20 protein-coding genes are annotated in these 23477 nt (G+C 57.2%); 8 read left to right on the top strand and 12 right to left on the bottom strand.

Features of this window, described 5'->3' with window-relative positions; all coding sequences use genetic code 11:
• Window positions 1–28 precede the first annotated feature (28 nt).
• Both I6F12_RS32935 and I6F12_RS32930 read left to right on the top strand, forming a co-directional pair.
• The gene (locus I6F12_RS32935) at window positions 29–481 is read left to right on the top strand and encodes a response regulator (protein WP_225158139.1); all 453 of its coding nucleotides are present in this window, start codon (window positions 29–31) and stop codon (window positions 479–481) included.
• A gap of 1068 nt (window positions 482–1549) precedes the next feature.
• Window positions 1550–3340, top strand: coding sequence for an adenylate/guanylate cyclase domain-containing protein (locus I6F12_RS32930; protein ID WP_225158138.1), 1791 nt, complete (start codon window positions 1550–1552; stop codon window positions 3338–3340).
• Between the two features lie 130 nt (window positions 3341–3470).
• Here the strand turns inward: I6F12_RS32930 and I6F12_RS32925 are convergent, their stop codons facing one another.
• Complete coding sequence (locus tag I6F12_RS32925; RefSeq protein ID WP_225158137.1) at window positions 3471–3611, bottom strand: hypothetical protein; 141 nt, start codon at window positions 3609–3611, stop codon at window positions 3471–3473.
• 589 nt (window positions 3612–4200) lie between these two features.
• Window positions 4201–4584: a GNAT family N-acetyltransferase gene (locus tag I6F12_RS32920; RefSeq protein ID WP_225158136.1), complete on the bottom strand. Its 384-nt coding sequence runs from the start codon at window positions 4582–4584 to the stop codon at window positions 4201–4203.
• A gap of 315 nt (window positions 4585–4899) precedes the next feature.
• Between I6F12_RS32920 and I6F12_RS32915 the strand changes: the two genes are divergently transcribed.
• A complete protein-coding gene (locus I6F12_RS32915; RefSeq protein ID WP_225158135.1) occupies window positions 4900–5532 on the top strand; it encodes a tyrosine-type recombinase/integrase in 633 nt (210 codons plus the stop codon).
• Between the two features lie 427 nt (window positions 5533–5959).
• Here the strand turns inward: I6F12_RS32915 and I6F12_RS32910 are convergent, their stop codons facing one another.
• The 5 genes from I6F12_RS32910 to I6F12_RS32890 all read right to left on the bottom strand — a co-directional run bounded on the left by I6F12_RS32910 (window position 5960) and on the right by I6F12_RS32890 (window position 9306).
• Window positions 5960–6256 (bottom strand): hypothetical protein, encoded by a 297-nt coding sequence (locus I6F12_RS32910; protein ID WP_225158134.1) that lies wholly within the window; start codon window positions 6254–6256, stop codon window positions 5960–5962.
• Window positions 6257–6665: 409 nt separating this feature from the next.
• Window positions 6666–7445 (bottom strand): serine hydrolase, encoded by a 780-nt coding sequence (locus tag I6F12_RS32905; RefSeq protein ID WP_225158133.1) that lies wholly within the window; start codon window positions 7443–7445, stop codon window positions 6666–6668.
• A 373-nt stretch (window positions 7446–7818) separates the two neighbouring features.
• Complete coding sequence (locus I6F12_RS32900; protein ID WP_225158132.1) at window positions 7819–8460, bottom strand: hypothetical protein; 642 nt, start codon at window positions 8458–8460, stop codon at window positions 7819–7821.
• The gene (locus I6F12_RS32895; protein ID WP_225158131.1) at window positions 8460–8837 is read right to left on the bottom strand and encodes a hypothetical protein; all 378 of its coding nucleotides are present in this window, start codon (window positions 8835–8837) and stop codon (window positions 8460–8462) included. The genes I6F12_RS32900 and I6F12_RS32895 overlap by 1 nt, the downstream gene beginning before the upstream one ends.
• A gap of 154 nt (window positions 8838–8991) precedes the next feature.
• A complete protein-coding gene (locus I6F12_RS32890) occupies window positions 8992–9306 on the bottom strand; it encodes a hypothetical protein (protein ID WP_225158130.1) in 315 nt (104 codons plus the stop codon).
• A gap of 433 nt (window positions 9307–9739) precedes the next feature.
• Here I6F12_RS32890 and I6F12_RS32885 point away from each other — a divergent pair, with 433 nt between their 5' ends.
• Entirely contained in the window at window positions 9740–10186 is a 447-nt protein-coding gene (locus I6F12_RS32885) for an SgcJ/EcaC family oxidoreductase (RefSeq protein WP_225158129.1), read from the top strand.
• Between the two features lie 364 nt (window positions 10187–10550).
• On the opposite strand, the gene I6F12_RS32880 is transcribed toward I6F12_RS32885, so the two are convergent.
• Together I6F12_RS32880 and I6F12_RS32875 are read right to left on the bottom strand one after the other, a co-directional pair.
• Window positions 10551–11807 carry an acyltransferase gene (locus tag I6F12_RS32880; RefSeq protein ID WP_225158128.1) on the bottom strand — a complete coding sequence of 419 codons (1257 nt, stop codon included), beginning with the start codon at window positions 11805–11807 and terminating at the stop codon, window positions 10551–10553.
• Window positions 11800–12828: a phosphatase PAP2 family protein gene (locus I6F12_RS32875; protein ID WP_225158127.1), complete on the bottom strand. Its 1029-nt coding sequence runs from the start codon at window positions 12826–12828 to the stop codon at window positions 11800–11802. The genes I6F12_RS32880 and I6F12_RS32875 overlap by 8 nt, the downstream gene beginning before the upstream one ends.
• 461 nt (window positions 12829–13289) lie before the next feature.
• On the opposite strand from I6F12_RS32875, the gene I6F12_RS32870 reads away from it, so the two are divergent.
• Complete coding sequence (locus I6F12_RS32870) at window positions 13290–14162, top strand: tetratricopeptide repeat protein (protein WP_225158126.1); 873 nt, start codon at window positions 13290–13292, stop codon at window positions 14160–14162.
• A 254-nt stretch (window positions 14163–14416) separates the two neighbouring features.
• Here the strand turns inward: I6F12_RS32870 and I6F12_RS32865 are convergent, their stop codons facing one another.
• A complete protein-coding gene (locus I6F12_RS32865) occupies window positions 14417–15445 on the bottom strand; it encodes a phosphatase PAP2 family protein (RefSeq protein WP_225158125.1) in 1029 nt (342 codons plus the stop codon).
• Between the two features lie 439 nt (window positions 15446–15884).
• Here I6F12_RS32865 and I6F12_RS32860 point away from each other — a divergent pair, with 439 nt between their 5' ends.
• From I6F12_RS32860 to I6F12_RS32850, 3 genes are all read left to right on the top strand, one after another.
• Window positions 15885–18113: a fused MFS/spermidine synthase gene (locus I6F12_RS32860; protein WP_225158124.1), complete on the top strand. Its 2229-nt coding sequence runs from the start codon at window positions 15885–15887 to the stop codon at window positions 18111–18113.
• A 263-nt stretch (window positions 18114–18376) separates the two neighbouring features.
• On the top strand, window positions 18377–19132 hold the full coding sequence (locus tag I6F12_RS32855; RefSeq protein ID WP_225158123.1) for a ThuA domain-containing protein: 756 nt from the start codon (window positions 18377–18379) through the stop codon (window positions 19130–19132).
• 315 nt (window positions 19133–19447) lie between these two features.
• On the top strand, window positions 19448–20194 hold the full coding sequence (locus I6F12_RS32850) for a C13 family peptidase (protein ID WP_225158122.1): 747 nt from the start codon (window positions 19448–19450) through the stop codon (window positions 20192–20194).
• Window positions 20195–21409: 1215 nt separating this feature from the next.
• On the opposite strand, the gene I6F12_RS32845 is transcribed toward I6F12_RS32850, so the two are convergent.
• Together I6F12_RS32845 and I6F12_RS32840 are read right to left on the bottom strand one after the other, a co-directional pair.
• Complete coding sequence (locus I6F12_RS32845) at window positions 21410–21649, bottom strand: hypothetical protein (RefSeq protein ID WP_225158121.1); 240 nt, start codon at window positions 21647–21649, stop codon at window positions 21410–21412.
• A 317-nt stretch (window positions 21650–21966) separates the two neighbouring features.
• Window positions 21967–23477: calcium-binding protein (locus tag I6F12_RS32840; RefSeq protein ID WP_276573407.1), on the bottom strand; the 1511-nt coding region annotated here is incomplete at its 5' end.

Below are 23477 nucleotides of genomic sequence, written 5' to 3'. Positions count from 1 at the left end.
AGTTATCTTGTGATAGCGGAGGGCACCGATGAAGAACATTCTGGTAGTGGAAGACGAATATTTCCTGGCTGACGATTGTGCCAGGGTGATCGAAGCTACGGGCTTGCACGCGCTGGGTCCCTTCGGCACGCTCGCTGACGCGGAGCCGTATGTTGCCGAAGCGGACGGCGCTGTACTTGACGTCAACCTCGCCGGGGAGATGGTCTTTCCCCTGCTGGAGAAACTCCTGGCGGCGGGCAAACCTGTTGCTTTGCTGACCGGCTACGACTCAACTTCTATTCCCTCCCGCTTTGCCAGCTTGCCGATTTTCGTGAAGCCGGGAGACTGCGGGCCGGCAGTAGAGCTGATCGCGCATGAACTTGGAATGAGCTGCGTTTCCGGTAACCGCCAGGTGACGTCCGACCTGCCGCCGGCCGCCGCCCTTTCAGGTAAATGCCCCAAGACTGATCGGCGATCACCGCGGCCCCAGCCCCGGAGGTGACAGGCGGGAAACTACCCGGAAGCGTTTTGGTCCGAAGTTGAACTTATAAGCGACTGGCGATCCAACCAATCCGCCAAAGCTTTGTACTCACTAGCCATTTGCAACAATTCCAGCTTAGCCGCCGGAGTCGTTGTTATAGCTGCCTGGTGGCGGCAGAGCTTGCCAAGCGAGCGGTATGATTCGGATCGAGGGTTCATCACGGAGGACTCTGATTCCGTGTGACCCCCAGCGTCCATCACTTGTGTTACAAAGTGAACACTTCAATGAAGGGAACGCCCCCGCGGGCTAATTCGCTCAGCCTGAGGCAGTAAGTTGCTCTCCCTGGATCACTGGCATCAGCTTGCCTGCGTCGTACTGTTCGCTCGCGATCTGCTCGATGGTCCCCCCGATGCCGTCTAAACGTGCTGGCGACGTCATTTGCATCGGGTCCGACTGACGCCGCGCGGTCACGCAGGGCAGACCATTCCTGCAGACGATCCGGTCATCACCCCTGAACATTGCGAACAGAACAGCCTCAGACTCGCCTCTTCGAACCAGCCGGAAGGATCAGGGACAAGGGGCATCTCAGATCTCCCTCTCCCGCCGGTCGGCAACTCTCGGTTTTGCCCATCCATCCTATTGGCTGCAGAGAGTGTCGCCACTGATGACGTATCCCACTGTAAGGGACTGGTTGAAGTCTGCTTAGGGTCAAAGCGCGAAGAACTCAGATCGAGCAAATCTGGTCCGCTCTGGCTCAACGAGCGGACTGCGAGCGCCGAGGCGCAACTTCGCAGCGGACCAATGCGTCGCACAAAAAGTCGATGTTACTCGACGACGTCGGTTGCCACAATCATCACTGCAACTGGAATCTTAATGCCAAGTGCCGCATCGGTTTTCATGTTGATGACGACCTCGAAGCGACTCGGCAACTCGCGTAAGGCAAAACATTCCCGGCCTCCCGATCAAACACAGTCAGTGCAGCTGTCGTTTCGGTCGGGCGGATAATTGAAGTCGCCGTCCTCTCGGTGTTGCGCGTTTGGTACTGCCTGCAATCTAGCGTACAAATGTGGCAGGCAGGATCTGTCCATCATGGTGCAAGAGCGGCCAGTTCGAATCGAGCGCAGGTTGTCGGCCATACTGGCGGCGGACGTGTCCGGGTACTCGCGACTTATGCACGAGGACGAAGAGGCTACGCACGCCAAGCTGATGGCGCTCCTCGCTAGCGGCGTCACGCCCGCAATCGCGGAACATGGCGGTCGCATCGTGAAGAACACTGGCGACGGGTTCTTGGCAGAGTTTCCGAGTGCCGTCGAAGCGGTTCGGGCTGCGATGCAATTCCAAGCGCGCGTCCGCAAACTTACCGCGGACGACCCGGATGACAGGCGTTTCGCTTTTCGAGTGGGCATCAACATTGGCGATGTCATCGTCGAACCCCACGACATCTTTGGCGATGGCGTCAATATCGCGGCACGGCTTGAAAGCATCGCAGCACCCGGCGGCATCTGCATTTCCTCGGCTGTTTACGATCAGGTCCAGGGCAAGCTCGGTGACAGATTCGCCGATCTGGGCGAGCAGAACCTCAAAAACATCGGCCGTCCGGTTGGGGTCTATTCCGTGATTTTGGATAAACCTAGCCCAGCGACGCTCTCTCAGCGCGCGTATTCAAGCGCACCTTCGCCCCCTCCGCTGTCCATCGTTGTGTTGCCCCTCGCCAACCTCAGTGGCGATCCCGAGCAGGACTACTTTGTAGATGGCGTGACCGGGAGCCTCACCACAGACTTGTCCCGCATCAGTGGCTCATTTGTTATCGGCCAGCACACCGCGTTTACTTACAAAGGCAAATTGGTCGATGCCCGGCAGATTGGTCGGGAGTTGAATGTTCGCTACGCGCTTGAAGGTTCGGTACAGCGTTGTGACAATCGTCTCCGGGTCAATGTTCAATTGATCGATGCGAAGACTGGCAATCATCTGTGGGCCGATCGCTTCGACAAGCCCATCGCCGATCTGCTCGATATGCAGGACGAAATCGTAGCCAGGATTGCTCGGACGTTAGATATCCAACTCATTGTTGCCGAGGCCCGGCGCGCAACAAGAACGCTGAATCCCGGTGCCATGGATCTTTATTTCCAAGGCCGCCATTCCTTCAACAAGGGGCTGACACCCGAATACTTGACAGAAGCTCGCGATTACTTCGAATTGGCTCTGGCAATCGACCCTAAAAATGTCGACGCCATGAGCTGGGCGGCGACGGTCGAGGCCGCACTTGGAGTTTTGTTCTTAACAGACCACCCCCACGATCACCTCAAAGTGGCCGAAACAATCGTGCTTAAGGCCCTGTGCCTTGCACCGGACCATGCCTGGGCTCATTTAACCCTAGCCGTGCTGCTAATCCATACGAATAGAGTTGCTCAAGGCGTGGCTGAGTGCGAGCGAGCCTTGGCCCTGGATCGCAATTTGGCTGACGCTCACGAACTGATGGGCATCGCCAAACACTATATGGGCTGCGCCGCGGATACTGACTCCCATGTCAACGAAGCACTGCGGCTGTCCCCTCGCGATATCTTCGCTTTCCGGTGGATGAACACGGCGGGCTTTGCCAAGCTGCAGATCGCAGCAGACGCTGAAGCAGCCGCTTGGTTTGCTCGAGGAATTGAGGCCAACCGAAACTATCCGCTCCTGCATTTTGGGAACGCTGCTGCGCTCGCGCTTCTTGGGAGGCTAGACGAAGCGCAAGTGGCCGCGAAAACGGGCCTTGCTCTTGATCCAACGTTTACTATCCGTCGACTCAAAAACATTCCATTGCGCGGCGATGCAAAGTTCGTTGCAGGGGCCAAACGTATGGTCAAGGGATTGCACATTGCCGGAGTACCGGATGGGTGATGTCCCCCTCGGGTCAAAGGCCGCCGATTTGCCCTGCGGTCGGGCGCTTCCGGTTTACCCCCGTTTCCGGACAGCTCGTCGCTACGCCCTAATGGAAGCGATGGGCCACAAGCGGAGCCCGCTTCGGATATCAGGGTTGAGCTAATTCCGGGCCAATGCCGGGTAGGCGGCACTCAGGGGCGCCGAACTCGTTTTTGAAGCACTTTGTAGCACCATGAATTGCTACCTGTTTTGCGACAAATTCTTTGGACCAGTCGCGCATGTCGGCCATTTGGATTGCTTCCAACATTATCCCACGCTGAGGATCTTCTCGAAGCGTTCCGAGAACAATTCCCCGCCCGACGCCAGCGCGGGCGCAGCTACTGGGGTATACGAGTATCTTGAGATCCTTGACATCGATCCCTTGATCACTCGATCCACTCGCGCTTTCATCAGTGTGATGGATGAGAACGTACTGTCATGCTCGTAGCCCACATTATACGTTGCGTCACAGATGGTCGCTTCGATGACGACCGGTGCGTCGATGTTGGTCGGGACATGCTCGAAGAGGATGCTTTTTGATAATGCTGGCGTACCCGGTAACACACAGGCCACTGCACTTGTGAAAGCAGCACAATAGGCAATCAAACAGACAGCCCACGTACGCATGCTGGCAACCCAAATGTAGATCATTGCGCGAGGATGCCAATTCTCTGCAATATCCGCAACGGGTCAAAGGCGGCAGTCCGAACCGGAGGCGATGACTTCTGCTCTGCCCTGACTACAGACCTACCGTTGCACTGCCCCAACGGAAGCGATGGGCCAAAGGGGAAATGCACTCCGGTGTTTAAGGACGTCTCCGAGCCAATTCAGTCTATCGCCTACAATTCGCGCAGGATGATCCGTTCTCCGTTTGCGAGGGTCCTGTCGGTCTCGATGAATCCGATCGACCTATAGAAGTCTAGCGGCCCCCCATCGCCGAGCACGACGCTCGTCTGCACTTGTCGATACCCGGCGTCGCGGAGAAGATCGATCAACCGCGCAATCGCCTTCTTTCCGTATCCCATGTTTTGATACTTCTGGTCGATCATGAAGCGCCAAAGATAGGCGACTTCCGTCTGATCAGTTGGCTTCCACATCACGAAGCCAACGGGCACCTCGTCTGCGTATACCGCCCTGAAGCTGCTTCGGGGTTCGAAATGGGCTTGCGCTAATGAGAGTGCATTGGGGGCGACAAAACGTTTCTGCTTCTCCGTTGTTTCCAAAGCACAAATCGCCCGGACGGTTGCAGCGGTGACCTCGCGGAGACTTATGACGGACATAGCGCAAGTAAAGCAGCTCCGTCAGGAGCCTCAAAGCGAAAAGAGGCGCCAATAGCCAGCTCGTCTAGTCTGGCGGCGTCGGAACGAACATCGACGAGCAACAAGGATCGGCTTTCGCTGAGGTCAGCTTCGGGTCAAAATCGGTCCTCCCATCGCTCGAATTGGACGCAAGTACGTCTCCAATCGTCTAGAAGCAGACGCCGGATTGGAAGGGCTCCGGGCGGAAACTGACCAGCCTCACTAAATGAGGAGGTCAGCATGACCGTTACCCCAAGCACCGCCGCCGCCGCCTCGAAGCAAGTGCCTTGGAATAAGGGCAAGATCGTCGGCGCAAGGCCGCCGCTCCGTCCGAAGCATGTCTGGTCAATCCGGACCAAGCTCCAGGTCGAAGGTCGAACGCGCGATCTGGCAATGTTCAACGTCGCCATCGATAGCAAGCTCCGCGGCTGCGACGTCGTAGCCTTGAAAGTTGATGACCTTGCGCCAGGAGGATATTCGGCGGACCGCGCCACCGTCCGACAGAAGAAGACGGGCCGGCCAGTCAAATTTGAACTGACAGAATCGACCCGGCAGGCAATCGACGACTACCTGCGGCTTACCGGCAAGAAGTCAGGAGAATATCTGTTCACTGGCCGACGCCCGAGTGGACCTATGACGACCCGCCAGTATGCTCGCCTCCTATCCCGCTGGCTCGCCGACATCGGACTGGACCCGCACCTGTTCGGGACGCATTCCCTTCGCCGGACCAAGGCGACCTTGATCTATCGCCGAACCGGCAACCTGCGAGCCGTGCAGCTCCTTCTGGGACATACTAAGATCGAGAGCACCGTTCGATATCTCGGCATCGAGGTCGACGACGCCCTCGCGATAGCAGAACAAGTCGACGTCTGACTTCGGGGCTAGAGCAGACTCGCCCTGCGCCGCCTTCACAGACGGCTCCGGGCCAGGTGCGGATACTGGTAAGGTTTCAGTTCAATTCTCGTCAGATTGCATTGCACAACTTCTAATGAACTTGTGAAGGGCCGTTGAAAGAGCCCGTGGTAGATTGAGCGAATGGGCAGAACGATAAAAACCGTCCTTCATGTGATCTGGGCGATTTGCACGATTACGTTCGGCACCGTGATCGGCGCGGCGACCGGCTGGGCATCTCACGGATTAGTCGGGGCTGCTGCGGTTGGCTTCGTCGGGTTTTGTGTCGGAGCGCTGGCGGCCGCATCACCTGAAGCAGTGCTTCAGTTCCTGCACCATTAGAAGTCCAAAGCAGACTTCGATCCCTCGCCTCGACTATGGCAGCTACGGGCCAATTCCGGACCCCGCGTTATCGCTTCTTTTCATGCTCAGCGATACTTCGTCCCATCGAGGAGAATTCCTCCTCATGTGCAGCAATAGCCTCCTCAATAGTGGCGAACCATCGACTGCGCTTCTTCGGCTCGACTTCGATAAAGAGCTCAACAAATTGGCGGTCGAATTCGCGACGGGCGGTGACCGTTACCGGCAAGGCATAGTAGTCGGCGCTTTGGACGCAGAAAAGGTGCGAGGCAAGGTCCTCAAAGCATCTGAAGTGGGCTGCTCTTTCGCCGTCAATTCGTTTCCAGATGGAGAGTTCTCGATACATCCGCGTCCACCGACTAGCCCATAATCATCACGCAATAGGTTGTACCATCTCGCTGCTTAGATCCAGCGTATAGCACGAAGCGCCAAGTCCGCTTTGGGTCAATCGCGTCGGTTCAGCTTGACCAAGGCAGCGTCCGGTTTACCCCTCATTGCCGACGACCAGCGCCCCCATCGAGTTTGACGGGATGGGCCAGAAGCTGCCGCCAGCCAATTCAAAGAATCCTACACGGCCCTGGAATGCCACTCAGAGGCAAGCTGATCGTCGGTTCGTGCCTAATTCCCGTAAGCTGTGGCAGATTGTGCGTGAATAATCGCTTCAAACAAGCGCCCAAGCTGCTGGCCCGAAACAACTCGGCCTGCGTCGGTATCAACCCTGTGCACCACTACCAAGTCCTGCTCCGGCAAGACCATCACCACATGACCACCCGCTCCTTGAGCGCTGTAGCCAGGGGCATAATTGCCTCGGGAAAGTGGATACCGTTGCGAACGACCCACCACATGTAACCATAAGCTCCCGCCGGCCCCGCATCAGAATAGGGCTGCACACTGAGCCTCACCCACTTCTTCGGCACGACTTGTCGGCTACCCCAACGTCCGCCGCGGAGATAGAGCAGCCCAAACCGCGCCAGATCCCTAGCCGTGAGACGGAATGGATAAGCGCGGTGGATGCTCTTTTCCAGCTCGACGTAGCCGCCGTCCTTCGCATCCGGCCCGTAGCGGAAGTCTTCCATACCGCACGGTATCGCGATCCGATCCCGAAAGGCCTCAAACAAGCTAAGACCGACGCATTGCTCGAAAATTGTGCCGAGCGCATTGAAGTCCCAATTATTATAGCACCAGAAAGTCCCCGGACCGTGGCTGTGACGCGCTTCCCGCCGCGCTATCATTAAAGCGGTCTCGTATCCTGTCGGATGGAAGACACCCGAGCGCGCCATGAGCAGCGAATTTATGGATGCCAGGCGCTCGCGATCAGTTAGCCCCTCTTTGTCATCGATTCCAAGTGACGCCAAAGTGGAAGACAGATCGATCTTTCCCTCAGCAACGTAGATACCGAAGAGAGCCGACAGGAGGCTCTTGCGAATTGAATGACACATAAAGCGATGAGCGACTGCGCCTTTTTGATGAACGACTGCGCCTCCCTCGACAATCATGAGGGCAGCGGTTCCAACCTCGTCCGCGATTGCGTCCACGACAGCTAGCCCGCTTGCGGACCAACCAACAGCCTCAGGCGACGTGATTTGCCAGATTGGTTCTGGCCAATTTTCCTTAACTAACCCGTCCAAATTAACGCCCCTCAATCCTATGCGATCCAAAGAGACGACTCAAACATCTGCCCGCCTCATCCCATTATCAACCTTAGCTGGAGGCGAACCATTTTACTAGCGCAGCGCGACATCGACGGCACAGCGACGGTGCCAGATCTTTATTCATTTTGATCTGGCGATCGGGCTTGCGCGAGGTGCCCGGCTTTGGGTCAAAGGGCGACTTCGCCGACCCATCCCTACTTGGACAGCTCTGCCCCCGAAGGCGCCATGGACGGTCACCATAGGGTGTCCGCTTTCGTCACTCCATCACCGTATTCACGACCGCCCGATAGAAGTGCTGCGGGAAGCGCGCCTGGACGACGCCGGACACGGTGCCCAGGAAGTCCCAATGCTCATTGATCGTTGCGCTACCCTGAAGCACGGCGAGCGTTTGCAGCGGCAGACGCTTCTTCGTGCGACGACGCACAATGAGCACCTTGTCGTTGACCACGATCTGAAACGTCTTCCGCTTCTGCGTATCCATGCGCTTCAACCGGCGACGCACCACGGTATGAACCGGGGCGCTGCCAATGGAGCCGTAGGGATTGATCAAGATGCCGCCCGTTGCGAGGCGGCCGTCGCTGTTGCGCTTCGAGCGGATCGAGAGCGCGTCGTCGGGATACTTCTCCTTGCCCGCACCGATGACATGGCGCTCCATGTACTTGTCGATGCTGCCGACGACGGCCATCAGGTTGCCGCCGTTCGCCGGGCGAATGCGGATGCCGCTGATCACCCAGGGACGACGCAGGACGAAGATGCCTGGGATTTGCACGCGCAACGCTTGCTGCGCATCCTTCGCGGTGAAGGTCAGCGCCTTGGCAGTTGCGGTGTTGATGCTGCGATCACGAAGCTGATTGATCCGGTCGAGCATCCCCTTCGTGAGCGTGAGTGTGATCTGCACTAGAGGTAGCTGCGCACGATCCGCTCGACTTCGTCGGCGAGCTCTTCGGGGGTGGGAGCCTTCGCCGTGATCACGGTGAAGCCCAGGTCCGTCAGTTTCTTGTGCCGATCCTTCTGATCCTTCGAGCGCAAGCCCTTCGGCGTCTTCAGTTCGATGCTGAGCAGAAACCCGCCGGTGACATAAACGCGAACGTCGGGCTCGCCCGCCGTAAGGCCCGTTACCTTGGCTTCCATGCGTTCGCGCCGCGAACGCTTGGCTCGGTTCATGTCACCGGCACAGGTGATCGGAAGCCCGGCATCTTCGAGCGCGTGAAGGCGAGCGATGACTTCCGCCTGATAGCGCCACTCGGGGATGTTATTGACGATGCGGGTTTCCATGACCGCAACGTGACGCAGATCACCGCGTCGAGAGAGACCGATCCGGTCGCCGTCATTGCATATTCCGGTTCAGCCCGGTAAGCGGAAGTGCTCGGCACGGACTGTAAGGTCCGAGATGGGCCAATAGGCGACATTCACTCACCGTCCACTCCTCTCAGGGCTGCCGTTCACTCCTGTCCGGCGTCCCGGCGTCCCCCTTTGAGGAGCCTAGTTTTGAATTTCGGAAATGACTTGCTCCATAGCAGATCGACAGTCCGACAATCCATCCGACCGCGATGCCTATGCCAGTCGTGCGGCCGAACAGCTTTTCCTCGATCCAGTCGAACAGGAAGATTGAGGCGAGCATCAAGATTAGCGTCGGTAGGACTTCCCTCGTCGTCACTTCTGGCTTTGAGAGCACTTCTTGCTGGCGCGCGATATAATTTAGTGCGCTCTTGAGGGTAAGCAGGATGCGCTTTTCTGGGTTCACAGCAGCAGTCTCCAGCGGTAACCGAACGCCCAGAAGTAATGCTCTTAATTGGCTCAAATATCTTCACTCGCCCGATCGCCTTCTGGGCCGTCGTGAGGGGCCGAGATAGCCGATCGCTATTTCCTCGAAGCCCTCTTACGACCCTTGGTAGGGGTCACAGTTGAAATGGTTCATACACGAACTCGGCCGAGTTCCAGTCCGGGTCACGTCTAGACGTGGGTCGAATCCGCCCACTCCCTCAGGGACAGCGAACACCCTTGCAGACGTATGACGGGAAAAGTCAGCAAGGGTCAATCGCGACGATTTGGCTCGGTTTAGGTGGTCCGGCCTAGCCCGGACAGCCGACATATCCCTGGTCGTGGGATGCGGCAGCGATGGGCCAATAGGCGACTTTGAGTGTTATGATGGCTCCCTCCGTTCATGGGAGGGTTACATGAGGGTTCTGACCAAAGCTCTATGCGTGGCGCTCGTTTCGATGGCAACGCCAATTCTCGCTAGCCCTGCAGAAGAGGCAAGCGCTGTGGTCGATCAGTGGTCGGCAACATACAGCGCCAATGATCGTAATGCACTGGTAAGACTCTATGCGCCGGATGCCCTTCTTCTCGGAACGACCGACCCGGTCGCGACCCGAGGCACGGAGGCGATTCGGGAGTATTTCGTTGCGCTTGATAAGGGTGGCCGCAGGAACACGATACAAGAGAAGAATGTAATCGTGCTCGGTGAAAACGCTGTCGTTGTCGCAGGATTTTATGACTTTGCCCGACAGGAACAAAACTACGAACCCCGACCATCGCGTTTTACGTTTGTGGTTGTGAAGCGCGACGGTGAATGGGTGATCGCGCATCATCATTCGTCGCCACGCCCTGCTCAGCGGCAATGAGCAATACTGCCCTGAAGCTGTTGCGCCATTGAGTTGCGATCATAAAAGCGAGTGGACCCGCGTCTTGAGTTCATCAGTTCGTCGATTTTCGGCATCGGTTAGCGTCGGCCCAGAGGTCTGCTCATGGTCAATCGCGTCGGTTTGGCCCCGGGGCGGTCGTTCGGGTTAGCCTCGGTGAGCCGACGTGGTCAGCGCCGAACGGAAGGTCTTCGACGGGCCAACAACGGACGTCACAGTTGCGGAGCAAATCGCAACGACAACATGCTCATATCTCAGTCCGCACTGTCTCCAGGGCTTTCAGCGCCTCCGCCAGCGAATTGTAGATCAATTGGTCATCCGGCTTACGGTGCTCTTCTGTATCGATCTACTCCGGTGAGCCGACATTGAGGATGCCCGAAGCTGGCATTCGGGCACTGGCTGGTCCCTGCCGTGCAGAAGTTTTTTCATTTTTACTTGTCGGAAGCATGGTCCCTTCTCGTTTCGGCGCATCCGATGTTTGGCTCCGTCGCATAAGGCTCAACCTTCTTCCCCAACGGAGGATCGGCTCTTCAATGAGGATGTGCATGGCAGCGGCAAGACCGATCGAGAACAGGATGAGAACGATGACTGTCCCGACGACTGACAACAGCCACGGCCTGTCATAATTGGCGATCCATTTCACCAACGGGTAATGTACCATGTACAGCGAGTACGAAATCTTGCCCAGGTATTGCAGGACGGGCGAGAAGGATCGCCCTTCGATCTCGGCAGATACCACCGCATGGATGAGCAATCCCGCGCCAAGGCCATAGGTCGGCACGCGGGCGAACTGTGGATCGGTTGCTCCGTGCACGAAGATCCAGTACCAGCCGGCAAAGAATAGGCCTGCTGAACAGGCCACGACACGGGGCGAAAAGCGAAGTCCGCGGTTGATCAGGAGATAGGCAATGCCAACCCCGGCGCCGAATTCCAGCACCAGCGGGTGGGAGCAGATGCCGAGTTGGATTCGGAAGTAGAGAGCGACGATGACCAGACCGAGCCATGCGAAGAGGATCTCGAATAGCCGGTTCGGCTTAATCGCGAGAATGATCGCGACCACAGCATAGAAGTGAAGCTCGAAAGCGAGCGACCATGCTGGCCCTACATACCAGTTCGGATATGTCCATGCGAAGATCGTTCCGGTGTCCAATGCCGGACGTTCCCCCGGCGCTAGTGCGATCCAGCAGGAGCTGACGAACGCCGCCAGCAACGTGAGCCAATAGACCGGATAAATTCGAACGGCTCGTCTGAGCACGAAATTCAAGGGGTCGTGTTGTGCCGCGGCCGTTGTTGCGATGATGAAGCCGGAGATAACGAAGAAGATGTCAACGCCGCTGGCAAGAATGGTCAGCGCGCCTTCGGCAAGCTCCGGGCCCACCATATCGGGTCGCGCGCTGACTGCATGCCCGCAGACCACTGCCAGCGCAGCAATGCCGCGCATAGCCTGTACACCCGCGAACACCTGCGGCGTCTTAGAAGCTTGGCACTTGGCCGACCCATCGCGGTAGGTCTCGCCCTGCGGCGGGACTTCTGCCGCTACGAGGGACTGACAGGGGCGTTGCATTTGGTGATTTGTTAGGTGCAGAAGGAACCGATCACGCATGGACCGCCGCCGTGCTAGTGAGCGGCAGCAGTACCGGCTTCACCATCTTCTGGTCGCGCGACAAGCGACGTCCAAGGCGATGCACGGCAACTATTGTCAGCAAAGCGATGGCGGCCCCGGCAATGACGTCGGCAAAGAAATGACCGCCGCCGATCGGCGTTGCAGCTAGCATGACCGCATTCCACAGCGCGCCCGGGATCCTCAACCACCAAATCGGCCAAATCGCCCAGACATAGAGGACAGCCAAAACGGCGTGAAAGCTGGGAAAGGTTAGAACGGGAGCCAAGGCGTACACATCAATTACCCTGGTCACGCCCTCCCGGATTAATGGCAGCTCGCGCAAAGTCGCGTAGTAGCAGACCGGCTCGAAGTTCGGATAGTCGGAGGGATGAAGTCCGGCGGCCTCATATGCTCCCGTCGCAGGGACGAGGGTAGAGATGAAGGTGGTCCCGATCAGAGCCACGGCGAGGCCGAGCACAAACTCCGTGCCGCGCTGATGGAATCCAAACAGCGGCAGGAGGATGACTAGTAGAAGCATCTGTTGATTGATGGAGTCATAGGTGAGCGCGAACGCATGCAACAAAGCCGGCCTCTCGTCCACAAAGTGAACATAGGCCCGGAAGTCCAATCCCAGCATGCGATCGAAGGCCAGCAGCCTGGATTCCTGCATTGGCAGATTCGCGGAGGCCGCAATGTAGCCGAGGGATACGAGAAGGATGAGGAACAGGACGGTCTGCGCTGGCAGCAAGAGTGTTGCGTAGACCCTAGGGCTGGCGGTCGAGGATTTGGCGTTGAGGTGCCCCACAAGGCCGTAAACCGCTGCCACCCCACCTACTGTGAGATATCCGTTCCACTTGATGTTGAAGTCGGTCAGGAGAACGCCGGCGCCGAATATTGCGGCGAGTGCGCTGATTAGCGTCCAATTCAGCCGAAGGAGTGAGAGTGACGGGTCAAACGGCAGCGGTTCAAGCGGCGCATTGAGAGGCGATTGCGGTAGGGCCTCATCGCTTTGTTCTGTCATTAGGCATTCTCGCTTCAAAGGAGAACGCTTCTGGCAGAACAACTCTTAAAAGAGTCACAATTCATGAGTGCGAACTACATCAATACATCTCCAGAGTAGAATTTCGGGAAAACTTGGCAGGGCAAGTTGCCGTAGATCAGATCTATTGGAGTCCGCAGGGCCGCTTCCCTGTCCGCTGCTTGACCATAGTCGCCTTTGGGTCAGAATGAGCGGTCCTGACCCTTGCACGCCGCGTCGGGTCCACACTCAGCAGCCGACACCACAATGGCTCAGCCTTGTTCGAGAAAGGGCCAACCAATGACATGCGAAGGCACGCTAGTCTAGCTTCGCAACGGTGAATAGCCTCTACTCGCTTGACGATTGTTTAACCGAAATCCGCGTTAACGTTGCAGTGCTCCGTGGGGCCTTACTGCCGATTGAGTTACCATCGGCAAGAGCAGTTTTTCGGCCCGGAGAAGCAAATGAAAGTGGGCTTAGAGCCAAGGCGGGTTCTGCGCGGGATTGCTTTCCTGTCCGTGCTCTGGCCCTTCTGTTCTGCGGCAATTGCGTCTGACGCCGAGACTTACCAGACGGCTGCTGCCGTTGCCGTAAGCAAGCTGGACTTTGACCGAGCCATTCAAATCTACTCCAAAGGGCTCGAACAGCAATTCAGTCTCAAGGACCGGGCGGAGCTGCTGCTGATGAGGGGTGTAACCGCTCAGCTGGCAAAAAGATGGGATCAAGCCGAAGCCGATTTTACCGCGGCCGTCGAAATGGTCGGCTCTACCGACCCGCGCGCTTATCAGGACCGTGGCTTTCTCTATCACCACCGAGGTCACTTCGAGCTTGCGCTGGCCGACTACACCGCCGCGGCGAAGCTGTTCCCGGATATCGGGGCTTTCCCCAACGGTCAGGGGCTGGCGCTTATGGAGCAGGGCAAATTCGACGAAGCGATCACACGGTTTGACGAAGCGATAAAGCTTGAGCCGACAGCAGGTCTATTCATGCTTGGAAGGGCCGAGGCCTACAACCGTTCGGGCCGACCGCAAACCGCGCTGGAGGATTACGACAAGGCGCTGGCACTCGGACATCTCACGCGAAGCGATACCTATCGACTTCGCGTGGGCGTCGGAGCCGCTCATCTCAAATTGAAGAATGATAAGGCCGCGATCGAAAGCTTGGATAAGGCTGTCGAACTCGCCCCCAATTCGACTACAGCCCTCAGGTACCGAGGGCTAGCCCATGAACGGACAGGTGAGCTTGATCGTGCGTATCGCGACTACGAGACCGTCTTAAGACTACATCCAAGCGACGAATTTGCCGTGAAGCGGCTGCAGAGGCTCCGCGCGAAGTAGGGATCAAGGGTGCCTGATCTCCAACTATTGCCTCGGATATGGCTGCTCGAGTGGCCTCGGAAACTGAAAGCATCAGGTCCGCTTCGGGTCAGAAGCGTCGATTTGGCCGCCAGCGCGCGATGTCCGGTCTGGCCCCGACGACGGTCGTGCTGAACGCCGCCACCATCTTCGCTTACGGGCCAGAAGCGGACGTTGGCCCACCGACTTGGTGTTGCAGTAGCGGGTGATTTGACCTCCCGCTTAGGAGGCTCGCGTTAAGTTGCACTGGCTGCGGCATGAGGGGGGATCAACACCCGCTGCCGCTTCCGCAGTCTGCCGCCGGCGAGATGTTTTCCAAATCGATGCGTCGCATAAATCGTCGCAAACGCGATCCCTACTCCAGCAACGACATCCACGAAGAAGTGGCCGCCGCCAATCGGCGTTGCCGCCAACACGACAATATTCCATAGGATCCCGGCAACTCTCAGCCAAGGGATCGGCCACATGGCCCACGCGTAGAGGATTGCAGTGATGGCGTGGAAACTCGGAAAAGTCAGGAGAGGTCCAAGGCTGAACGCGTCCAACACCCGGGTGGTGCCATCACGCACGAGGGGAAGCTCTCGCAAGGTGTCATAGTAGACGGATGGCTCGATGTTCGGATGATCCGCCGGCAGCAGGCCCAAGGCATGATAAACGCCCGTAGCAGGAACCAGCGTGGAAATGACCGTCGTGATGATCAGCGTCAGTGCGCAGCCGAGAACGAGTTCGGCAGCACGTCGGTACAGACCGCACAGTGGCAGGAGAACGACCAGCAAGGTCAGCTGCGTGAATATGGAATTGTACGCAGAAGCAAGCACGCGGACCAATCCCGGCCGGTCATTCACAAACGACAAATAAGCCCGAAAATCCAATCCCAGCGCTCGATCGAATGCAAGTAATCGGGCCTCCTGCATTGGGAAAGCCGTAGATACCGCAATATATCCCAGTGAGGTGACGAGTACGAAGATCAGGATGATTTGCGCTAAGGTGAATAGCGTTGCATAGACTCGCGGATTTCCGCGCTCGGATCTCGCGTTGCGATGTCCAATGTATCCGTAAAGCCCGGTCAATCCCAAGATAATGATGTAGCCCTTGGGTTCCGCCCGAAAGTTTGTCAGCAGAACACCGAGTGAGAGCAAGACCAAAGCTAGGCCGATGATGATCCAGTTGAGCTGAAAGAGCTTTAGAGAAAGCTCCACCTCCTCCCCGACACCTGGGAAAGTCTCATCGGACTCGAAATGTCGCCTGCTCCTTTTAGTTGTCATTTGGCATTCCCGCACTTCAAGGGAATATTTCTGCCAATGCAACTATTAATAAATACACAACATCCGCGTGCAGTAACAATCGGGAACAACTGGAAAAATTAGGTGTCGGATTTTCCCGCGAAACGTCTGGGCCTGCGATGTCCGCCCTAGGTCACAAGCTCACGAATCGGCGGGACACGCCCCAAATCAGCAATGGGCAAATCCCGTACCTTTACAGCCCTCTCACCGCAGGCGCGTTCGATATTTTCGACAGGCCTCTGGATCAGTGCACGTTAGGTGAGCATTCAGATCGCCACATCCGCTGTTCACCATGCCTTAACCCTGCGCACCAAGCTGCCAGCTTGCGCAGTCAAATCCTTCTTCGTTCTGCAACCAACAGCAATGTTTGATTACCATTCTTCTCCAGGTTGCGAGGGTCCCGGAGGAGGTTTCTATCAATATGACAGCCATCGAATTGCCCGCAAATGCGTCGGTGCAGGGGTTCGCTGCATACCGTGTTCGCATTCTCTGCATCCTCTTCTTCTTTTCCGGTTTCCCGGCGCTGATCTATCAAATGACCTGGCAGCGAAGCCTGTTTCGGATATTCGGCGTCAATTCGGAATCAGTAACGATTATCGTGACCGCGTTCATGCTCGGATTAGGGCTCGGCAGCCTGAGTGGCGGCTGGATATCCCAACGCATCAACGTCAAGCCATTGTTGCTACTCGGTGTGATCGAGCTCGCTACGGCAGCATTTGGATTGGCCTCACTCCAGATCTTCGAAAAGGTGGGCGCTCTGGTAGCAGATCTGCCGTTGCCAGCCCTCGCAGCAATCAACCTTGTCCTTGTGCTCCTGCCAACCCTTTTGATGGGCGCAACGCTGCCAATCCTGGTCTCATATCTGGCACGAATGACGGGCCAAATCGGCGACGCCGTCGGCACACTCTATTTTGTCAACACCCTCGGCGCGGGTGCCGCGTGCCTTTTATGTGCCATCCTCATTTTTCCTTTTCTCGGCATGCAAGAGGCGGTCACAATTGCAGCTGGAATAAATCTCGCGGTCGGTGCCGGTGCGATCGCAGCGCACATCCTTTCTAGTCCCGGCGCGACACTCGAATCACATACGTCGACCAAAGCTCCGGATACTCAGCCCATCCTTGGCATGGGTCTTGTCGTGCTACTCGCAATGACGGGTGGATTTGTCTCGTTGTCCTACGAGATCTACCTGTTCCGTGTTATGTCGTTTGCCTCGGGATCGAGTTCGCTGGCATTTGCGATCACGCTTTATGCTTTTTTGACGGGAATCGCAGTCGGCGCTCGAAAGGCCGGACAGTCCTGCAGAATGCTTGCGCCGCAAGATGCGATGCGCCAAGCCGCAACCGATCTGATCTGGGCCAATTTGTTCGGCGCGATATTCCTTCCGTTGATGACGCAATTGGCATGGCTCGGCGCCGGCGTGATAGGCATTGCGCTCGCGATCACCTACCTGATCGCGCGGCAGTGGGGTGCACTGCTTCCCTACCTCTCGCAGTTTGGTATCGCCGCGGACGAACAAATTGGTCCGCGGACAGCCCTCCTATATTTCGCCAACATCGCAGGCTGCGCCGGCGGGGCGATCCTCACGGGCTTCGTGCTAACGGACTATCTTGGAATCAGGCAAATCGCGGCGATACTGCTCGTCGGCGGCACGATCGCCGCGTTCGCATTGATTGCGGCTGGTCAAACCACCAGGCAGGAGCGAATTCGTCTTGGCAATCTTGCCATTGCGGTTCTCGTGTTCGGCCTCGGCGCAAGCGCCTTGTTGAGTCCCCGGCTGCTGGAGAATTTACAGACGAAGATGCTCGCTGACCACGACTTCACGCAGATTGTGGAGAATCATAGCGGCATCATCACCGTCGACAACGACGGCAACGTTTTCGGCAACGGCATGTATGATGGCCGCTTCAATACAGATCTGAAGTCCGATCTCAATGGCATCATCCGGCCGTATGCGCTGAGTCTCTTCCACCCCGCACCACGAAAGGTACTGATGATCGGTCTCTCATCCGGTTCGTGGGCCCAAGTCATAGCCAACAATCCTGACGTGGATTCGCTCACGATCGTCGAGATCAATCGTGGGTATCTTGAGTTGATCGCAAAGCACGACGATGTCAGATCGATCTTGAACAATCCCAAGATCAAGATCGTCGAGGATGACGGACGACGTTGGCTCAGACATCATCCCGACGCACAATTCGATGCGGTGGTCTCCAACACGACGTGGCATTTCCGCGCCAATATCACCAATCTGCTTTCGTCGGAATTCCTGAGCCTCGTGCAGCAACACCTAAAGCCCGATGGAATTTTCTTCTATAACACCACGAATTCGCGGCGCGCACAGCGCACAGGTTGCATCGCATTTTCCTACGGCGCCCGGTTCTTGAACCATATGGTGCTGTCGCAGACCCCGATCGCCTGGGATCATGGTCGCTGGCGGCGAACGCTGGAAGCTTATAGCATTGACGGCAAGCCCGAATTTGCTTCCGATGGTACTGACGGCGCTCGGCTCGACGCACTGATGGCCGACTTCCGTCAGGATGGTCCCGCGATTGAACCATGTCCGCAGCTCCTCGAGGCTACCACCGGTCAAACGCTCGTTACCGATGACAACATGGGCATGGAGTGGCGCTACTTCCTCGGCTTGGAGTGACTCTACCGTCATAGTATCCCGCATTGACCACCAGCGGCGCGATGTCCGCTTGGGGTCAAAATGCGAAGAACTCAGGTTGAGCAAATCTGGTCCGCTCTGCCGCGATAAGCAGACCTCCGTGAGCGCAGCGCACCTTCGCCATTAAGCGACATTGCCAAGTCGAGGCTATCAATTGAACCGCGGGGCGTAGGGCGGTGCTGCAGGGCGCGGCGCGCTGATATGTGTTAAGCTTTTCTGGCCGGTTAAGCATCGGGGAGAGGATTGTGACGCGACGCCAGTTCATCGCGCTCGTCAGCAGCGCGGCGGCAATCCGACCGCTCGGCGCGCGTGCAGAGCGCCCGCCAGAACGTGTCCTCTATTTCACATACTCGGCCGGATATCGGCACGACGTCATACCACTTTCCGAAGCAATCCTGACGCAGCTTGGAAGGAATTCCGGTGCCTTTGAAGTCATCGCAACGGAAGACTTGTCTGAATTTTCGACCGGAAACCTCGAGCGGTACGCCGCTGTGATGTTCTACACAAGCGGCGAAATTCCGATGAGCGGCGCCCAAAAGATAGCACTTCTCAACTTTGTGCGCTCGGGACGCGGCTTTCTCGGCGTTCACTCGGCCACGGACACATTCTACACTTGGCCAGACTATCTCGACCTGATCGGCGGCTACTTCAACGGTCATCCTTGGCATCACGGTGTAACCATCGAGGTTGCTGATGTTGCAGATCCACTGGTGGCGTTTCTGGGGAATTCGTTGCAGTTGAACGATGAGATCTACCAGATCAGCGACTTCGACTACCGCGGATCACGCGTGCTCCTGCGCCTTGACCAAAGTTCGGTGGATCTCAATAAGGCCGGTGTGCATCAACGCTTCTATGGTTGGCCGCTCGCCTGGAAACGATTTTACGGCGAGGGGCGAGTATTCTATTCGGCGCTCGGCCACGAGGCGTCGGTCTGGCAGGACCCGCGCTGCCAGAAAATCCTCTCTAACGCTATCCTCTGGTCTACGAGAAGGTCGGCCTAGTGCAACCGGATTGCTATGCCGCTTGTGCCTTTCCTATATCCGACGCTGCAAAGAGCTGAAAGGCAAGAACGTAGGCCGCTGCACGCTCAATGCTGGTATCACCTGGGGTTTGAGTCAGACTCGGCCCTCAATGTGCCGGATCGGGGCGTCCGGTCCTTCCTGACAAGCGGACCTTTTTTGAGGCGCATCGAACGTCGCCGTCGGCCATGTCCGGACCCCTTGCACTTGCATTCCGAAGGATGAAAATCCGCTGACTTTCCTCTATTTTGTGTTGAGCCGCAGTTCTGAAGCGGCGATCTCGAAACGAGGTTCGCGATGACCTCCAGGTCCTCGATCAGGCGGCTCCGCGCGCCGCTCGTCGCTTTTTTTCTGACCATCTGGCCATTCGTTCCTCCGTTGCATGCTATTGAGGGCGCTGCAAAGGTTGGCGTGGTGTCCTTTGGCCTGTATGGGGATCAAAGCGTGTTTAGATCCGAGGCGACCGGCGCGGCTCAGGTCGTGGCCAGCCGTTTTGAGACTGGACCGATCAACGTGGAGTACAATTCCAAGAAAGGGGGAAGTGCAACGATCGAAGCTCTGACCAAGTCGTTGCAGGCGGCAGCCAACCGCTTGGATCCCGAAAAAGATGTTCTGTTTTTGATTCTCACCTCGCATGGCTCTCCTGATGGCCTTGCAATCAAGGCGGGGCGGCTGACAGAAACGCTTACACCATCTCGTCTCCGCGACATGCTCGCGAAGACACGTGTGCGACACAAGGTGGTGGTCATCTCGGCTTGTTATTCCGGGGTTTTTATTCCGCGCCTGGCGACTCCCGATGTGCTGGTCATCACCGCGGCCGATGACAAGCATCCGTCGTTCGGCTGCCAGGACAAGGCCAAGTGGACCTATTTTGGGGACGCTTTTTTCAACGTCGCGCTCCGAAAAGCTGTCAGCCTGAAGGATGCGTTTCTCGAGGCGCGCTCACTCGTCCGGAAGCGAGAATTGCGGGAACATTTCGAGCCGTCGAATCCGCTCATGGCGGGCGGTGCAGACGTGCTGCCATTGCTCGTCGGACGCCCTTAAACAACCGGCCGCTATTGCTCGCGAGCGTATCGCCGTTTCCGGTCACACCCGATAAGCGGACTATTTGGCTGCCCGCTTAGACTTCGCATTCGGGCCAGAAGCGGAAATCGCACCTCAATAGTATCTGCAAGCGAGATCATAGCGCCGGACGGTGGGTGTTGGGTTCATCACAGCAACCCGAGTAAGATCACCGACCTTTCCCACGAAGTGCCCGCAGGGCCGAACGATGATCTCGACCACTGGCGGCACCCTGTTCGTCTCCCCATCCTCAATTTGCACCTGGACAACATCATTCGAGCATTCCCTCGACACGCTGACGACGCGTCCCGAAAAGATCGTGGCGCCAGACCTTGGCTTATCGCATGTCGTAAGTCGGTATACTGCGCGGCAAGAAATTGGAACGCATTCCTTGTCTTGGGCAAAAGCAGCGGTCGGTTGAACAACAGCGATCAGCACAAGGAAGTGTGTGAACGACACAAGTCTAGGCATTCTGGCTCTCGGCTGGTTTGCGGGATCGTGCTGTGCTCCGAACGTAAGCCATGGAGGTCGAAAAGGGCAATCGACCGCTATGGGTCAATCGAGACGGTCGGGCCCGGTTCAAGTTAGGTCCGGTCTACCTCTGTCCGCCGACATATCCTTGGGCTTGGGCTGCGGCAGCGATGGGCCATTTGCAGACACTAGTGTTGAGCATGTGCTAAGGTTGGCTCAGTTGACCCATGGGCCGAGCGAGAGATGGACATTGCGAAAAAGCTGGTCACCAAGCTCCCTCTTGAGGAGTTGTGGGACGAAATCATATCTTAGACACGAAGCGTATCTCCACCGGGCTGAACGCATCGGCAGTAATGGAGACAATTAAAGAAGGGGCGACTTTCGTCGTCGCTGACGTTGGATTGCGGCCCCGTTGGATAGATCCTGCGGAAAGGTTCGAATTCTGGAAGACGGAGGTGAAGTCACGACTCGCCGAAAAGCCAGCTTCTCTTGAAGACTTCCCCGGCGAGTACTGCTATTTCGCCTCGAAATGGCTAGTCGCTGATAGACTTCCACTGATTGTCCTTGAAAGACACCACTGATCTGGAGGCAAGGTCAGCTATGGGTCAATCGCGGCGATCTGGCCCGGCTAAAGCTAGACCCGGTCTACCCCTGACAGCCGAGATATTTTCGGTCGTGGATGCGGCAGTGATGGGCCAACGGCCGACCTAGGTCACTTGCCTCTTTTCACAACGGAGCACCGAAGCCTATCTTGCGGCAAGCCATCCACAAGCGGTGCAAATCGTCGTCCGATGGAGCATCGGAATACTCCATGCCAGTTTCAATACACTCTTTCTTTAGTGCTCTATAACGCGGCGATCCGTAGAAATAGAGACCCACAAGAATGGCAAGGGCCAAACCTACACCCAGCTTAGGTCCATAAGCGGACCACAGCGGGCGTGTTTCTTCACGTGGCTGGTTGGCCATTTGCCGTTCGGACCGACTGCGAGGGCTTCGATGCTAGGCTGTGGGATGTAATTAACCAAGCGGCAGACCAAGCGAGTCCCGACAGAACAGCTGGGGGATCAAGCTGAAGTTCCTGTTATCGGAAATTCTGTTTAGTGTGGAACGGCTCCGTAGCACCCTCGGGCAAAAACATTGGTTCATAACGGTGCTGGTCCTTCAGACGAAGGAGCAGGCCGATGACAAATGAAGTCGATACTTGCCAGGGCTCCGCGATCAGAAGCCAGTGCCGCCAAGATCGCCTCTTGTTGAGCACCGGCCCTGGATCCCGAATGAGTTAATTAGCTGTGCCATGATGTTGAGATAGCCGATTGCAGCGACGGATCATTCGGCATCTGCGTCGCGGTCGCCGGATCGAAACCGGGGTTTGATACGGTAAAGGCGGCCATTGCAGAAACGAGTTGGTTTAGTTGCGCATCGAGCTTATTGCCGTCACTGAGCTTAATTTCAGACAACTGAGCATTGCTGGCGCCGAACCAGTTGCCGATCTTGATCTGATCCATTGATCCAATTCCTTGGATCAGAAGATCGGTTCCGTTCTGCTTGAACCAAAGCGTCTGTGCTGCCAGTCCCGAACCAAGCTGTAACTCTCCATGCGCGCTACTGCCGCCCTGGTTGTCTATCTCCAGGCGGCCGTAGCCCGCATTGAATACATAGATATCGTTCCCTCCTTGGCCAACGACCAAGTCGGAGCCGCCTTTTCCGTCGAAAGAGTCGTTACCGGTTGTTCCGTAGAGTGCGTTGTTTCCACTTGTGCCAACTGGGCTGGCGAGAGACAACAACGTCTGACCGCTCCACGTCGTGCCATCCCCGAACACGACTTGCTCAATTCCGGTGCCACTCCCGTTTGCTTCTCCAATGAGCCTGATTGATCCGCCCGCACCGGCAAAAGCTAATATGACATCGTTTCCTATGCGACCGACCCTCGTATCTGACGCCACAAGACTCGCTCCCAGTAACAGCTTGTCCACGTTGCTGTCGTAGGAGGCTGCATCTGTGATCGTGTCGTTGCCATCGCCGGCGCTGTAGACGTAGGTGTCGGCGCTGCCGCCGCCGTCCAGGCTGTCGTTGCCCTGGCCCCCGGTCAGCGTGTCGGTGCCGTTCAGGCCGGACAGTGTGTCCGCGCCACTCGTGCCGATAAGTAGGTCATTGTTCAAGTTGAACCCGGTGATCGTCGTCGCACCTGCGGCCACCTGTTGTGCGATATAGGCGCTCTCCAGGTCCTGACGACTCCAGGTCGTGCCGTCACCGAACACAATCTGCTCCAGTCCGGTCGCGTTGCCGGCGTCCTCGCCCACCAGCTTGATCGAACCGCCACTGCTGAAGGTCAGTGTGATGTCGTTGCCATTACGGCTGATCAAAGTGGTCGCCGGCGTGAGGCCCGCTCCCAGCAGCAGCTTATCCACTGTGCTGTCATAGGAGCCTGCATCCGTGATCGTGTCGTTGCCATCGCCGGCGCTGTAGACGTAGGTGTCGGCGTTGCCGCCGCCGTCCAGGCTGTCGTTGCCCTGCCCCCCGGTCAGCGTGTCGGTGCCGTTCAGGCCGGACAGAGTGTCCGCGCCACTCGTGCCGATAAGTAGGTCATTGTTCAAGTTGAACCCGGTGATCGTCGTCGCACCTGCGGCCACCTGTTGTGCGATATAGGCGCTCTCCAGGTCCTGACGACTCCAGGTCGTGCCGTCGCCGAACACGATCTGCTCCAGCCCCGTCGCATTCCCGGCGTCCTCGCCCACCAGCTTGATCGAACCGCCACTGCTGAAGGTCAGTGTGATGTCGTTGCCATTACGGCTGA

The organism is Bradyrhizobium sp. IC4059 (assembly GCF_020193615.1).
In the GTDB taxonomy this organism is placed as follows: domain Bacteria; phylum Pseudomonadota; class Alphaproteobacteria; order Rhizobiales; family Xanthobacteraceae; genus Bradyrhizobium; species Bradyrhizobium yuanmingense.
Note: the sequence above shows the minus strand (reverse complement) of the source record. Positions and strands in the feature narration are given on the sequence as shown.